This is a genomic window from Nostoc sp. DSM 114159 (genome assembly GCF_053470285.1).
Map to the genome: position 1 here is coordinate 5,356,987 of NZ_JBPFEH010000001.1, position 14,532 is coordinate 5,371,518.

A 14,532-nucleotide genomic window follows, 5' to 3' on the forward strand; every position below is an offset into this window, starting at 1 on the left:
AACATGCCGCATACAATTGTTACAGAAGTCTGTGAAGGTGTTGCAGACTGCGTAGATGCTTGTCCAGTAGCTTGTATTCATGATGGCCCAGGCAAAAATGCCAAGGGAACAGATTGGTACTGGATTGACTTTGCCACTTGCATCGACTGTGGTATCTGTCTCCAAGTTTGCCCTGTAGAAGGGGCAATTCTTCCAGAAGAACGACCAGAGTTGCAAAAAACTCCGTAATAGTCCATAGTCAACAGTCAATAATGATGTTTGACTTGACCGTGCCAATTTTAGATTTTAGATTTTAGATTTTAGATTTTAGATTTTAGATTATTCCGGTTCATGCTCCGTCCGTTCGCGTAGCGTCTCGTAGAGAAGTCAAGCGGAACAAATCCAAAATCCAAAATTTAAAATCATTTTGCCCCGTACCCTACTTCGACTACGCTCAGTACAAGTTGTGGTCGGGGTCAATCCAAAATCCAAAATTTAAAATCCAAAATCGATTGATCAATGACAAATACTTCGGCTTCGCTCAGTACAAGTGACCAATGACTAATGACTATTTATTAGAAGTTCAAAATGTTCGCGCTGGATACATCAAAGATGTAGATATCCTGCAAGGTGTGAATTTTCAGGTTGCACCAGGAGAATTGGTGACAGTGATTGGCCCCAACGGTGCAGGTAAATCTACTTTGGCAAAAGCAATTTTTGGGCTTTTGATCCCCCACACAGGCACAATTACTTTCAAAGGTGAAAATATCGTGGGGCTAAAGTCCAATCAAATTGTCCAACGAGGAATGTGCTACGTACCGCAAATCGCCAATGTTTTCCCTTCTCTAAGTGTTGAAGAGAATCTGGAGATGGGTGCTTTTGTGCTTAACACTCCCCTGAAACCAATTAAAGATAAAATATTTACTATGTTTCCGAGATTAAGCGATCGCCGTCGTCAACGTGCTGGTACTCTCTCTGGAGGAGAACGCCAGATGCTAGCGATGGGCAAAGCTTTGATGTTGGAACCTGGTTTGCTGATTTTAGATGAGCCATCTGCTGCTTTGTCGCCGATTTTGGTGACACAAGTGTTCGAGCAGATTAAACAAATTAATCAGGCAGGTACTGCGATCGTATTAGTAGAACAAAATGCCCGTAAAGCTTTAGAGATGGCTAATCGTGGATATGTATTAGAATCGGGACGTGATGCGATCTCCGGCCCTGGTGAAGAATTGTTGAATGACCCGAAAGTGGGTGAGCTATATCTGGGAGCAGGTAAGAGACATTAACCCTTTTTTATCACTCTTGCCCCATTCAACATAACACCAGCTTAATATCGGAGCTTCACCAGTCTATAGCGATGACTAGGTTGGGCTGCGCCGACGCTATCTATAACTAATACAAAAGCCATAACATTACCTGCCACTGCCGCGACCGTCGTTTTCGATGCTCAAAGAATTCTCCCTAATAATCCGTTTCTAATCACATCTACAGCTAGTCGAGAGGCAAAACAGGACATTCATTCAGGAAAAACTCACTAAAACGTAAATTACCCGGATTTACCAAAATCCCATTCGCAATGACGCTCTCTACGAGACGCTAAAAGCGTAGCTTGCTTCCCCGTAGGGGTACCCAGACTCGCTTGCCGCCGGCGTTAACGCAATTCTGAATTACGTTATGGATGAGTATTTAGACCCCAACCATAAATTAAATGTATGGGTATCCAAAAATATATCGGTTGAATTAAAGAATCTGGACGGACTATTCGCCGTCATAGCAGTTTTTATATTGGATTATATGGATGGATATAAAAAATTCCTACGAATTAGTTACCGAATTATTTATACCAAGTATTAACAAGCACCAGTACTACCAACAAGGACAAAGGGCGATGAGGCTTCTTTTATAGCTGTCGCCAAGTCGTTTAGGACATAAACCTAATATAAAACCCAGACACCAAGCGACTTTCGATCCTGTTGCCTGTTGCCTGTCCCCTGCTATATCTTGCATTCTAGCCCAAGTTGTAGCCCCGTAAGCTTGCACAGAGACGTAAAGGACAGAGAAAGAAACTTTCTAGATTCTCAGCGTCTCTGGAATTATTTTTATCTTGGGCGTCCAAATGTAGTGATATATAAAACAGCTTCATCAGCAGGAATACCCAAAACTTCATTTACTTGGTCGTCAAAGAATCCACCGATACCACTGACGCCGACATTCAGGTGCATTGCTGCTAAATTCAGGCGTTGTCCCAAATGACCGGCATCCATGTGTAAGTAACGGTAAACGCGATCGCCATATTGTGCGATCGCAGCTTTCAAATCGGCTGTGTGAAATAATACCGCTGCCGCATCCCGTCCTAATTCTTGTCCCAAACAGAGAAAATGTAACTCTCGCCGAAAGTTTTTAAACCGGATTTGGCGTAATTCTTGGGCTTTGGGGGCGTAATAGTAACAACCCGCCTCCAGTCCTTTGACTCCGCAAACAGCAATGAATGTTTCGATTAAATTTAGATCGAAGTAGTCTGGAGAAATATCTAAGCTTTGGTCGATGTAATTTTGCGGTTGGTAAGTGAAATCGAGTAAACTTTTCAATTCATCGAAGCTTAAATCATCACCATTGTAAGCGCGGGTAGAGCGTCGCTTATACATAGTGGTTTCTAGTTCTGATAGTTTTTGTCCCCAGTTTATCGGTGCGGTGGTGGTGGGAATTTTTAAACAGAAAGGGAAATTGTATTTATCCTCTAAAGATTTTTCTTGTTTAATAGTTGGTAGATTAAGATTACCAGTTACACCTGATTGGATCTGGGTATGTTGATGGAAATATGTTAGTAGTTCGCCATCAGGGATTTGAGGATAACTGGTTTCAGTAGCGGAAGGTAAAGCAGTACATCCCAATGGTAAATTTTGATTAATATCTAACAAGTCTGCCAGAGGTAAGACAGCGATCGCACCTTCTTGTTGCGGATCGATATAAAGCAGATCGTTAACCGATTCATCGACAAAGCCGCCGATTAAATGGGGGCGATAATCAGTAACCGCACCAGCTAACTCGATATTACCCAACAGATGTCCCGTATCCAGAAAAATCCGACGGTAAGCCCGATCTTCATAGCGCCACGCAGAACGATAGAATACCGCAGTCACAATAATTGCCAATTGGGTATTTTCTAAAGAAGGATGCCAGAAACAAGCTGCTTGCAAAGTTTGCCAAACATCACTTTCCCAATAATGCATGAGAGAATGAGTTCGACACTGGTAGTTATATAGACCAGGCGGCAATAACGATGTACCACGGGAAACCACATACACCTCAGCAGGGTATAATCCACCTGCACTAGGAGCAGCGCGTAAATACACTGCACTACCCATAGAAGGCATTCTCGCTGTCAATCCATAACTGCGAAACAATAGCCGTGAAAGTCTTTGCCACCATTTAGCATCTGGATTATTAGCATAAGCCTCTGCTTTTTCTTGGATATAGGGTTTGAGATCAAAAGTAGAGCCAATTTTGTACTCTTTAAAGGGTACTGGCTGTTTAGTCCAGTCTAACCGCTGACTTTTAGAGGCGAGAGTATCAGGGTTGTATTTAGTCCGTTCGTGATAATGCTGGGCAATTGATTGATGTAATTCTGGCATAGTACTTTTAATATCCTTGGGGCATCCTTTTCTCGATCTTGGCATTCATTAGCGTCATTATTTCGTGTCAATTAGTACAATCCTCAGAGTCATAAAGTGGTAGATGATAACAATTGAATTGGGCATGGGGCATGGGGCATTGGGTATTGGTCATTGGTCATTTGTCATTTGTCATTAATTATCTATCCTCCTCTGCTCCTCTGCTCCCCTGCTCCCACTTCGGCTACGCTCAGTGACCACCTGCCCCTCTGCTCCGCTGCCCCCCATCTTCTTTCGCAGTACCATATAAACGCAAAACTATCTAAGCCTGGATGTGCAATGATGCCTGTACGTCAAACTTTATCAAAGCCTGATATCCAACTTTCTTATTTAGAATGGAATCAAGGTCAAGAACCTTTACTGCTGTTACATGGCTTAGGCGATCATGCTTTGGTGTGGTCTAGTTTAGGAGATTACTTGGCGGCGGATTACCACATAGTTGCGCCAGATATGCGGGGACATGGCCAAAGTAGTAAACCAGAGATAGATTATAGCTTTGAAAGTGCGATCGCAGACCTTGAAGCGCTTATGGATAGTCTTGGATGGACTTTTGCCCATATTGTAAGTCACTCTTGGACAGGTAAATTAGCCGTCATCTGGGCAAGACAAAACCCAAAGCGTTTACGGAGTATAATTCTTGTCGATCCGATTTTTATCTGGAAAATGCCCAGTCTTTTCAGGGTAACTTTCCCGATGTTATATCGCTTCTTGCCTTTTCTTAAAAGTATGGGGCCTTTTGCCAGTCAAGAAGAAGCCGAACAACAAGCACGGCAATTAAAGCAATATCAAGGATGGACTTCTTTACAAAAGCAAGTCTTCCAAGCAGGAATAGAACAAAAACCCGATGGAAGTTGGGGCAGCAAATTTACTATAGCCGCCCGCGACGGAATTTTTGAGGCAGTCATGCAAGTGCCCGGTTTTACAATTCCCCTTGACATCCCTGCCCTATTCATTCAGCCAAAACAAGGATTAAACCGCCAAAATTGGCAAATTCAACCCTACAAAACCTATCTTCAAAACTTACGTATCTGCCAAGTTCCCGGCAATCATTGGCCGTTTTTGACACAACCAGAGGCATTTAACCAAACTGTGGCAGCTTTCTTGGCAGAACACAGATCAAAAATCTCATGATTATTAGACGGGATTAGTCATACAGCAACAGAAGAATTAATAGGAGCGATGTCTAGGGGGATTAGGCATTGGGAATTGGGCATTGGGCATTGAGCATTGGGCATTGGGCATTGGGTATGGAGAAGAGACAAGGTAGACAAGGAAGATGGGGGAGATTTGGGAGAGATTTGTTCAATAATTTCCTCTTGTCTCCCTTGTCCCCCTTGTCCCCCTTGTCTCCCTGCTCCCCTGCTCCCCTGCTCCCCTGCTCCCCTGCTCCCCTGCTTCCCCACTCCCCACTCCCCACTCTCCTGTCATGAGCCTTTGTATCAATCCCGTTTGCCCTAAACCAAATCACCCGAATAATCAGCAAAACCGCTTTTGTCAAAGTTGTGGTTCCCATCTAGAATTGCTAGGGCGTTATCGGGTGACGTGCCTGTTGAGTGACAAAACAGGTTTTAGTAAAGTTTATGAGGCATACGAACAAGATACCCCCAAAATTCTCAAAATACTCAAAGAAGATTTATCAGGCGACGCCCAAGCAGTAGAACTATTTCAGCAAGAAATAACGGTGTTGGGACAATTCAAGCATCCTGGAATTCCCAAAGAAGATAGTTACTTCCAGTATCAAACCCGAAATGGTTTAGTGTTGCATTGCATTGCAATGGAAAAAATCGATGGCTACAACTTAGAACAGTGGCTACAGCAGCAAAATAACCCCATATCCCAAGAACAAGCCATAGACTGGTTAAGACAATTGATAGAAATTTTAGATGTAGTACATAGCAAACAGTACCTACATCGAGATATTAAGCCATCTAATATTATGGTTAGACCCTCTCTTGAGAAGGATTGGGGGAATCTAGTACTGATTGATTTTGGCACCGCCAGTGAAATTAAGAAAACCTACCAAGACCAACTAAGCAATGGCGACAAGATGACAGCACTTATGTCATCTGGCTACAGCGCCCCAGAACAAATGAATGGTCAAGCAGCACCGCAGTCAGATTTCTTTGCTTTGGGACGCACTTTTGTATTTTTGCTGACAGGATATCATCCTTTGGAGATGTATGATATCCAGCAAAATTTGTTGCACTGGCAAAATCATGCGGCCCATATTTCACCCTTACTATTGAATTTAATTGATTGGCTAACAGCATCAGATATAGAAAAACGTCCTGCCAGTACTCAAGAAATATTGCATTCCCTAGAAGAAATAGAAACTCAATTAACAGGCACGACTCCGACAAATAGTAATATCCTAGACTCTTCTAATTTTAAGCATTTAACTGTAGATATTAATCACAACTCATTATCTCCAAATAAGCAGTCGGAAAAAGTGCCGTTATTAGCATTTTTTGCAGTTCTATTAGTAATATTAGGGTTACTTAGTATAGTTACTTTAGCCACACGCAAATCAGATTTGCCTGACACATCTTATTACAGACAATATCCAGAAAAAAAAGGTAATATAGATTACTTTTCTTATCAAAAAGGTAAGGATAGTCAGGGAAGAATAGCTGAATTTAATATAGCGGTTTTATCACTAAAATATAAATGGCTTTTAGGTAGCAACTTTCAAATTAAATCCAATGATGAAATTATTAGTGTTGACCTTTTAAAGTTGAATTTAGAACAAGAAGGTATAGAAAATATAATTGAAGCTCCCAATGAGATTATCTCTGTCGGTACAGCTTCTTGTAAAGGTGATAGATTAATTCAAGAACGTGTGGCTTTAGAACGTTCTAAACAAATACAACTTTTGGCTAAAAAATTATTTATTAATACACCAAGTGTCAAAATTGATCGCTTATTGAATTTGGGTCAATTCCAACGGAGTGATTGTCAGGCAAATCAAGATTTAACGACATATCAAACAAGTGTGATAATTATTGGTGTTAAAAGAGAATCATCTGGTGTCATTCTTGACGAGGCGCTACGGAATAGGTTAGAAAAGAAGCCTTTTGCTGATTTTAAATTAGAAGATTATTCTTTGGGATCTGCACAGAAGTTTAAGACTATACCGAGCAATTTATAAAATCTCTAGCAAAGAAAAATCAGTATATAGGCATATCTCTTATGGCTAGAGCAGCAGATATCAGCACCAAATACTGTATTTGTTTTTGTTGACAGATTACTAGTAGCATCTTCCCAACTAACTAGGACGGTTATTCGCACCGTGAGTTTTTAGGATGATTTGTCAAAATAAATGATAACTGGAGGTTCAAAATATGAAATTTTCAATCCAATCACTTTATACCTGGTATCGCAGTGTACTTCGTAACCCCAAATACCGTTGGTGGGTAATTTTAGGAACGTTGGTTTATTTGGTCAGCCCATTTGATGTTCTCCCAGATTTTATACCCGTTGTGGGAGAGATTGATGATGTTTTCCTCTTGACTCTGCTAGTTGGTGAGGTGTCTGGGCTAGTGATTGAAGGCTGGAAAGCTCGTAAGGGTGAGGTGGGTACTGAAGTACCTAATACTACTGAGGGTTCTACCTCTAGCTCTAGTGGAAGCACTATTGATGTTGATGCTGTTTCTGTTAAGTAGTTTTAACAACAAAATAAAATTGAATAAACCCCTGCTTTTGGAATTGGAGGTGGGGGATATTTTTTTTCAACGCAAAGGGACGCAAAGGGAAGCGCGGAGGATCGCAGAGGATGAGATAGAGTGACAGGGAGAGTTAGAGGTTGTTAGCTACGCGTTTAATACCTTCTTTGAGGTGGAGGACGTTAAAGTTAAGGAGAAGACCTAGTTTGCAATTTGCTAGTTTGAGATAGGTTAGGAGTTGAACGGAGTGAATTGGGTGGAAGGACTCTACAGATTTAATCTCTACAATTACTTGGTTTTCGACCATCAAATCTAATCGATAAACACATTCCAATTGCACATCTTGATAAACTAAGGGCAATGGAATTTGTTTACCAACACTTAACCCAGCCTTCTTCAACTCATAATCCAAGCACTCCTCATAAGCCGACTCCAATAAACCAGGCCCCAAAGCAGTATGCACCCTCATCGCACACCCAATAATCACCCCACTCAACTCATTCTCTCTCATCGTCTGCGTTCCTCTGCGCTTCCCTTTGCGCTCCTCTGCGTTTAAAAATCCTTCACAAATTCCGTCAAGAACCTGAACGCCTTCAAAATATAACTAGCGCAATCTCTAGGAGAAGTATTGTAAAACGATCGCCATGCACTCGCCTTATCCTCATCATAGCGATCGCTACGTTGACTATGATTCTCTAACCACGCCAATCGCACTGCATGACCGATTAATACATCTAACACAATATATCCTTCAATTTGCAGCTTGGGATTATTAGCAGCGATCGCTCCTAATTCGATTAATGCTTCAATATTTACTTGGCGGTATTCTGGAGCTTCGATTTTATTCAGCAAATGCTCAACTAACAGCGCAAAATTCCTTTCCCCGGCTGTCATTTCCGACAGCATTATCTCACTATCTAAACGATTGCGGCGCTCTAGTTTATCACCAATTACTAGACCTTTGCAATGTTGCATTAATAGCCAAACTTGCTTAAAAAATTCTTTTGGTACGCGCCCTGTCGCACCCTCGGCTTGGCGAAATCGCCGCCAACCACCTGGCGGAACTTCTATCCCTTCGGCGATTCCTGGTGACACGACCCAAGCTATATCACTTTCTTTTTGTTTGACGTGCAGCGATTCTTGCTGGCGCAACAGGTTACTCATGCCAGTATATCCAGTTAATACCTGGCGTAAGCGCATTTTCACTTCAAAGGGTGAAAGTTGCATTAAGCGATCGTAAGCTTCATCTTGAGTGACATGCAATTCCCGCGCTAGTTCGCTGACGATCAATAAGATCAGATAGCCGACTCTCAAGGTTAGTAGTCCTTGGAATAGTTCGGGTTCTGAGCGAATTAAAATACCAACATAGATTAAAATTTCTTGTGTGAGGACGCGATCGCGGATATCCTCACGACAAAAATGATTAATTTTATCGGCAATTTCATCGTGAGACATGGGTACGCTAATCAAGGAGGCTTCGCTGTAAGCTTTACCCACAGCAATTTGCTTACCCCGCACCAAAATACTCGTGACTGCATCTGATAGGCTGATATCAACCATTTGCCGTAATCCCGCAGCCCGACGCACTACTGCCCAAATGCCTAAATCTCCAGCTTTGGTGTAAACTTCATCTAGTAAATCGCCTACGGTGACAGGATATCCTGGGCCACCATATCCTGTATCAAATTTCATTCCCTGCAAGCGAGTTAATGTTTGCAATAACTCGATTTGCTCGTAGATATTCTCTGATGAACGCAAATAAGAAAGCAATGACCCCAAGTTAGTTTCGTATTCCATTTGAAATTCTTGGGTATGTCCTAAGCGCCAGTTTTTTTCAGGATGATAAGCTAAATAATAGCAATGTGGGCTAGCATTTTTTACTGGCGATCGCGAGAATTCTGCATTTGGTAGAAAATCAATTCTTTGGATTCCGGCTGTTAACATTAGCTGATTTAGCCGCCCTAATTTCACCCGCACGCCGTTACAAATACCATCTTTGAGTTCTTGCATCAGTTCTAGTAATGCTTCCGAACCTGCTTCTAACATGGTGTGTGTCAACATTAAAGTCAGAGTCGGACGCCCTAAATCGCTCCAATATTTTTGAATGTAAGCTAGTTCGCTTCTAATTTGATCCAGCAAAAAATGGTAATCAAGAGTTAAGTAAAATTGTTGAGAGTCAGAAAAGGAAGGCAAAAATACAATTGTTTCACCACGAATCCGAAAGATTCTAGATGTTGTTAAACTTCGCAGCCGCCGCACTGGCCGTCCAGTTAAACCAAGTTTGTCGTTACGTCCAATTTGGGTATAAATAGCTGAAAATTCTTCAGCTTTTCTCACCTGAATCGGTTCTACTTGGGTAGGCGTTTGCGCTTCAATTCCGTGAACTTCTAGTTTCGTTTGTAAATCTTCATCTTCTGCTAACAAGGCAATTTGTACCAATGCTTCGCGCTGTTTGCCCACACACAAATGTCTTCCTAAAGGATCGATATCACCAACTGCGATTAAACCTTCACTCAACATTTCACCGAGAAAATATAAACTCTGCGCCCACACCAAGGGAATATTTTCATTGGGCAAACGTGGTTGCGTTTGAGGTGTTAATTTTTCTGCCTCTATGTTTTCTGCCAAAACATAATAAAGTTCTGGCAATAAACGCAAACCATTTTGTTCTATAAGTAATGATTCTAAAAGATTTTGGTATTTTTTAACTTGTTCTCGATCGCCGCGAAATAATCCGTCTAGAACTAAATAAGTGAAAAATAACGGCCATTCGCATTCAATATGCTCAAATTGCTTGAGTTCCCACGGTTCGTAGTGTAAACGTTGATTATCTTCTAAAACCGTTTGGTGTCCATCGCGCAGAAAGCGTTTGCAGCCGTATTTACCTGCAAGTTTGTTGATAATATCGTTTAAGGTGCGATCGCGTAACTCCAAATCTTCTACCGCAAAGGCAGGATAACTAATAATACTTAACAGCGCCGCATCAATTTCTTTGGAACCAGATTCTCTGGGTAATAGCGATTCTAGAGTAATTCGGGCACGGGCGATTTCATCTGGTAGCACATGAATCACCGATGCTTGACTACCACGCACACCAAACAAATCCAGTCCGTTGATAGCTTCTAAAGCAGCTTTTGCCATGCCTACAGAACTGGCATTTAATTCAGCATTTCCCCGATTAATTTTATTACCGCGTTCCCAAATGCCGTAATCTGGCGTGCGGTAAGCTCGTCCAATGTAGTAAACTAAATTTTGGACGAAATTTACTTCATCAATCGTATAAATTATTGGCAATCCCGCAGCCGTCATTTGTGCCAACATCAGCAAAAATATAGATGTGGCATCAAGTTGCAAATGTCCCCATTCGTCATCACCAACAACAATGTCACCCGTCGCGGTATTGTATTTGGCGTGCAGTCCATCTAGTAGCGACTGAGTATGTTTAAATGTCTCTACTTTATGAGCCTGTCGCATCATCGCAAATAACAACCCACGCATCAGTTTGATGACACTGTGTTCTAGTTCATAGGTGCGTCCTTTGTCGTCGTCAATCTTGCGGTATGCAAGTCCTAAACCCCAAACTGCCAAAATGCTGTAAACATTGTCTCGCACCCAGGCATCTGTATAATCGCCGTGGGCTGTAATCGCTGTGCTTGCAGGTAGTAAACCCGTAATCGGATTTTGCCGAGTCAGGATGATTGTTTTGATTTGCTGGTAGTAATAGTCCAGGCGAGTTAGCAATTTGGTAGATGTTTTCATGGTTTGGTTCAGAACAACTTGCAAAATTCGACCCTGTGACTGTGAACTGAATTACCTAAACCAAGTCAGAACAAGCTCTGTAATGGTTGATGGAAGAACAGCGGAGGGTAGTAAGTTTATTATTATCTCCTGTTAATAGGTTTCTAGGTACTTAATTTTAGTGATTCCGAACTAAAATATGATACTTACTCAAACTCTTCTTAAAGCTTGTAATATTTTATACTTAATTTATAATTTTCTTAAGGCATAATGAATTATTTTTGTTGATAGTTTAAATTAGATAAACGAGTGCTAATTTCAGCGAGCGATCGCAGAACGTTTAGGATGTTATGAAGCGGAAAGAATTTATTACGATATCTTTCACAGCACTACTACTGAAAGCAAAGAACTTTTGCAAGAATTTCCAAGTGAACACGAATCAGAGATCGGTTCATTAGCTATCAGTAATAAGTATTTGATATCTGGAGATCGTGATGGAAATGTTAAACTTTGGCAATTTACTGCCTAAGAGAGCATTTATAAAATTTTTGTTTATATAAACCTCGTCTACCTTGAAAACCGTAGTTTTGTAGGTTGGGTGCAGCGATAGCGTAACCCAACATAAAATTTGGTGGTAATGTTGGGTTGCGTTTCACTCCACCCAACCTACAAAAATATATTTTTTAAAAAACTCTAGGTTTCAACATAGATGAGGTTTATCTAAGTATAGAGAAAACTAGACACACCCAAGAGCGATCGCTAAAGCTCAAACACCTTACCGCGACTATGAAGTGAAACCTGCCAACCCATTTCTGATTCTTCGTCGTCCAGGTGACTATGCATGAAGTTGCTTGATGCCAAATACTACTTGTATAGATGTAGTAATATTCCAGGCGAGTTAGCAATTTGGTAGATGTTTTTATGGTTTGGTTTAGAACTAGTTGCAGAATTTAACCCCTTGAAGGAGTGAGTTTCTTGCACTTGGGCTATGGGGAATGGGACATGGAGATTGGATTCGTACCGTAGGGCATAGGGAAATGTTAATCTTCTCTAGAAATATCGATCTCTGCGTAGGTGGAATAATATCGTGTCCGGTTAAAGACTTATCATTAAGACCGCAGAGGTGAGGGCTTTTTGGGCTTTGTGCATAGATTCGGGAATTATAACTAATTAGCCGGACATAATATCAGTGCTGGGATGAGGTCAAAAAATCAAGAGTGCCTAACTCCGAAGGATGAGCTTATGGTAGTCTAAACTAAATCACTACTCCGAGGTTATGCTTATGCTGGTATAAAGTAAATCATTTTTTAACAAAAATATTTATTTAAATAAATATAATTTTAATGTAGATATGTTTTAAAATTGATGTGTTTGTGTTAATTCAGCAAATAATTGCAGCTAAGAAAGGGAGGCTATCCTCAACTCAATCAAGTTTGATAAAATAAGACTTATGCACTTTACAAATAAATCATTTTGTGCATGTACATCAAGACTTCAGCCTTTTACAAAGCATATTTTATTAGTTGCGTAGACAGCATTTACCGCAGGCATCGCAAAAATCTACCTAGAAGCCTTGAAAAGCATAGTTGCTATTGTGCCTTCCTTGTCAATGCTTAAGTCATAAAAAATTAATCAGTTTGTTGACATAAATAAATATCCTAGTTTGCTTGATTAAACCTTAAGATATTTACTAAAAAATAGTTTCAGAAAAACTTATTATTTCACTTATTAACATAAATAATTGAAGCTCTGATTTAGACTAATATTAACTTGTTGAAAAAGCAATACTTGTTATTGCTGTGAATGAATTAGGTAATTAATATTTTATCAAAAATAGCAGAAGATAGAATCAAGGGCGTAAATATATAAATAAATTAAAAGTTTTTTATCCAACATTTTGATCGTTTTTGAGAAAGAGAAATTTTAATCTTAAATAGGAGTAACACAATGAAAACAGTTGGGATGTATCGTCGAGCTTATCCGAGAGTATCAGAAACTTTTATCGGAGAACAAGCACATAATTTACAAACATACAAACCGTTATTTCTGACTTGTAAACTATTAGCAGATATTCCTTTTGACAATATTGCTATTAGTAATAATGACCAATGGAAGATTAAGCAATTATTTCATATAATTTCTGCTTCACCAAATATGTTTGGAAAAGAAGCTGAACTAAAAAATCTAAAATTAATTCACGGACATTTTGGGCCAGATGGGATTTACGCAATGCGATTGGCAGAAAAATTAAATATTCCTTTCCTCGTTACATTTTACGGTTTTGATATCACCGTTTCGCGTCAATCTATGTGGCTGTCAGGTAATCCAGCATTCTATCAATTTCTTTTGCATGAAGAAGAATTAAAACAAAAAGCATCTAAATTTATCGCTTTTTCTAGTTTTTTGTATAAAAAGATGATTGAATATGGTTATCCCGAAGATAAAATTATTAAACTAAATAGTGGTATAGATTTAGAAAAATTTGCTCCAGCCAGTGAGTCAAAAGGTGAAAGATATATTTTATGTGTAGGCAGACATACTGAGAAAAAAGGAATTGATACGCTATTAAAAGCTTTTGCCCGGATTGCCAATAAGCATCCAGATGTGTCAGTTATCCAAATTGGAAATGGCACAATGACTGAAAAGTTTAAAAGTTTAGCAGAGGAGCTTGGTATTAGTAATAGAGTAAACTTTATGGGGGCAAAACCTTATGAAGTGATTCAAAAAACTATGAGAAATGCAGAAATATTTTCTTTACCCAGTCAAACAGCAAAAAACGGTGATAGCGAAGGTTTACCCCTTTCAATATTGGAAGCCGCCGCTTCTGGTTTACCAATAGCTTCTACCTGGCATAGCGCTATCCCTGATGCTATTTTAGATGGAGAAACTGGCTTTTTAGTTGATGAAAAAGACGATCGCTCTCTCGCGGAAAAATTAGATATTCTTTTGTCCGATCGGGCTTTAGCTAAAAGTATGGGTAAAAAAGGACGAGAGTTTATTTGCGAAAATTTTGATATTCGCAAGCAAACTGCCAAGCTAGAAGCTATTTATGATTTAGTAATCAGTTAACGACACTCAAGTAAGAGTATCTCAATTTAGAAAGCTGAACCTCAAGCATTTGTTAATGAGCAGAAGTTTTCTGATGACTTGTTTAGAGACAACTCCCCTTTTTTTAGCCATCCGTATGGTTATTTATTCGCGATCGCCAGTTTTCACAGATTATATCAGTGGAAAAACTTACTCTGATTAGAGAATAATTCCTCAAAAATCAGGGTAGCAAGCTCAAAAATGCACATAAAGCTACTAAAGATATAAAATTTTCTCTGTATCTACCGGAGAGCGCTGTTCCGGGTTAGGATGATGACTAGCAATGCTTTAATTTAGCTATCGATATTGATTTGTTGAAATTTTATGGACCATAGTCCACAAGATGGCAGTATCAACCTCCTCTGAGCTGTGGTGAGGAAGTCTCCCAGCGCGGG

At 40.1% G+C, this 14,532-nt stretch carries 9 protein-coding genes and 1 pseudogene; 7 read left to right on the plus strand and 3 right to left on the minus strand.

The genetic code is table 11. From position 1 onward, the window contains the following. Window positions 1-3 precede the first annotated feature (3 nt). The 3 genes and pseudogenes from ACR5KR_RS22185 to ACR5KR_RS22195 all read left to right on the plus strand — a co-directional run. Window positions 4-228, plus strand: a complete 225-nt coding sequence (locus ACR5KR_RS22185; RefSeq protein WP_104907250.1) for an indolepyruvate ferredoxin oxidoreductase subunit alpha — start codon at window positions 4-6, stop codon at window positions 226-228. 308 nt (window positions 229-536) lie between these two features. After that, on the plus strand, window positions 537-1,265 hold the full coding sequence (locus ACR5KR_RS22190; protein WP_322669515.1) for an ABC transporter ATP-binding protein: 729 nt from the start codon (window positions 537-539) through the stop codon (window positions 1,263-1,265). 417 nt (window positions 1,266-1,682) lie between these two features. Beyond that, a pseudogene (locus ACR5KR_RS22195) lies at window positions 1,683-1,885 on the plus strand (IS4 family transposase); the annotation flags it as partial. A 193-nt stretch (window positions 1,886-2,078) separates the two neighbouring features. Here the strand turns inward: ACR5KR_RS22195 and ACR5KR_RS22200 are convergent. After that, on the minus strand, window positions 2,079-3,611 hold the full coding sequence (locus ACR5KR_RS22200) for a SagB/ThcOx family dehydrogenase (protein ID WP_448268049.1): 1,533 nt from the start codon (window positions 3,609-3,611) through the stop codon (window positions 2,079-2,081). Between the two features lie 321 nt (window positions 3,612-3,932). Here ACR5KR_RS22200 and ACR5KR_RS22205 point away from each other — a divergent pair, with 321 nt between their 5' ends. From ACR5KR_RS22205 to ACR5KR_RS22215, 3 genes are all read left to right on the plus strand, one after another. Continuing rightward, the gene (locus ACR5KR_RS22205) at window positions 3,933-4,781 is read left to right on the plus strand and encodes an alpha/beta fold hydrolase (protein ID WP_445632048.1); all 849 of its coding nucleotides are present in this window, start codon (window positions 3,933-3,935) and stop codon (window positions 4,779-4,781) included. 295 nt (window positions 4,782-5,076) lie between these two features. Next, complete coding sequence (locus ACR5KR_RS22210; protein ID WP_448268050.1) at window positions 5,077-6,798, plus strand: protein kinase domain-containing protein; 1,722 nt, start codon at window positions 5,077-5,079, stop codon at window positions 6,796-6,798. 193 nt (window positions 6,799-6,991) lie between these two features. Further along, window positions 6,992-7,312, plus strand: coding sequence for a YkvA family protein (locus tag ACR5KR_RS22215; RefSeq protein ID WP_445630479.1), 321 nt, complete (start codon window positions 6,992-6,994; stop codon window positions 7,310-7,312). A gap of 133 nt (window positions 7,313-7,445) precedes the next feature. Here ACR5KR_RS22215 and ACR5KR_RS22220 read toward each other — a convergent pair whose 3' ends face one another. Both ACR5KR_RS22220 and ACR5KR_RS22225 read right to left on the minus strand, forming a co-directional pair. Beyond that, window positions 7,446-7,823 (minus strand): GxxExxY protein, encoded by a 378-nt coding sequence (locus ACR5KR_RS22220; RefSeq protein WP_445630478.1) that lies wholly within the window; start codon window positions 7,821-7,823, stop codon window positions 7,446-7,448. Between the two features lie 41 nt (window positions 7,824-7,864). Then, window positions 7,865-11,071 (minus strand): glycoside hydrolase family 15 protein, encoded by a 3,207-nt coding sequence (locus ACR5KR_RS22225; RefSeq protein ID WP_448268051.1) that lies wholly within the window; start codon window positions 11,069-11,071, stop codon window positions 7,865-7,867. Window positions 11,072-12,997: 1,926 nt separating this feature from the next. On the opposite strand from ACR5KR_RS22225, the gene ACR5KR_RS22230 reads away from it, so the two are divergent. Further along, window positions 12,998-14,119, plus strand: coding sequence for a glycosyltransferase (locus ACR5KR_RS22230; protein ID WP_448268052.1), 1,122 nt, complete (start codon window positions 12,998-13,000; stop codon window positions 14,117-14,119). The last annotated feature ends 413 nt before the right edge of the window (window positions 14,120-14,532 follow it).

Bases quoted from the DNA above. Each gene is read 5' to 3' on its own strand.
- ACR5KR_RS22230 (WP_448268052.1), top strand. From the start codon at position 12,998: ATGAAAACAGTTGGGATGTATCGTCGAGCTTATCCGAGAGTATCAGAA.
- ACR5KR_RS22205 (WP_445632048.1), top strand. From the start codon at position 3,933: ATGCCTGTACGTCAAACTTTATCAAAGCCTGATATCCAACTTTCTTAT.
- ACR5KR_RS22210 (WP_448268050.1), top strand. From the start codon at position 5,077: ATGAGCCTTTGTATCAATCCCGTTTGCCCTAAACCAAATCACCCGAAT.
- ACR5KR_RS22215 (WP_445630479.1), top strand. From the start codon at position 6,992: ATGAAATTTTCAATCCAATCACTTTATACCTGGTATCGCAGTGTACTT.
- ACR5KR_RS22190 (WP_322669515.1), top strand. From the start codon at position 537: ATGACTAATGACTATTTATTAGAAGTTCAAAATGTTCGCGCTGGATAC.
- ACR5KR_RS22185 (WP_104907250.1), top strand. From the start codon at position 4: ATGCCGCATACAATTGTTACAGAAGTCTGTGAAGGTGTTGCAGACTGC.
- ACR5KR_RS22200 (WP_448268049.1), bottom strand. From the start codon at position 3,611: ATGCCAGAATTACATCAATCAATTGCCCAGCATTATCACGAACGGACT.
- ACR5KR_RS22225 (WP_448268051.1), bottom strand. From the start codon at position 11,071: ATGAAAACATCTACCAAATTGCTAACTCGCCTGGACTATTACTACCAG.
- ACR5KR_RS22220 (WP_445630478.1), bottom strand. From the start codon at position 7,823: ATGAGAGAGAATGAGTTGAGTGGGGTGATTATTGGGTGTGCGATGAGG.